The sequence below is a fragment of the Streptomyces sp. SID5643 genome (assembly GCF_009872555.1).
In the GTDB taxonomy this organism is placed as follows: Bacteria; Actinomycetota; Actinomycetes; order Streptomycetales; family Streptomycetaceae; genus Streptomyces; species Streptomyces iakyrus.
Genome location: NZ_WWIC01000072.1, coordinates 1 through 230, shown reverse-complemented (window position 1 = coordinate 230; position 230 = coordinate 1). Strand labels below are relative to the sequence as shown.

At 73.9% G+C, this 230-nt stretch carries 1 pseudogene; it reads right to left on the bottom strand.

Annotated features, from left to right (window positions below):
• A pseudogene (locus GTY56_RS08740) lies at window positions 1-230 on the bottom strand (cation diffusion facilitator family transporter); the annotation flags it as partial.

Below are 230 nucleotides of genomic sequence, written 5' to 3'. Positions count from 1 at the left end.
GTGCCGTCCTCGGCCAACACCGTGCGCAACGCCGGGTCGTCCACCGAGCGGGCCTTGGCGAGCGGACCGCGCGCGCCGGGGGGCGCCTCGCGATACATCTGCCGGACCGCCCTAACCAGCGACGCGCCCTCGGCGAGCAGCGCCACGCCCAGCACCGCGTAGCCCACGAGATAGTCGCTCGGGCTCTCGCTCGACGTCTCGCGCAGCGCGTGCAGGCCCTGGTAGAAGGA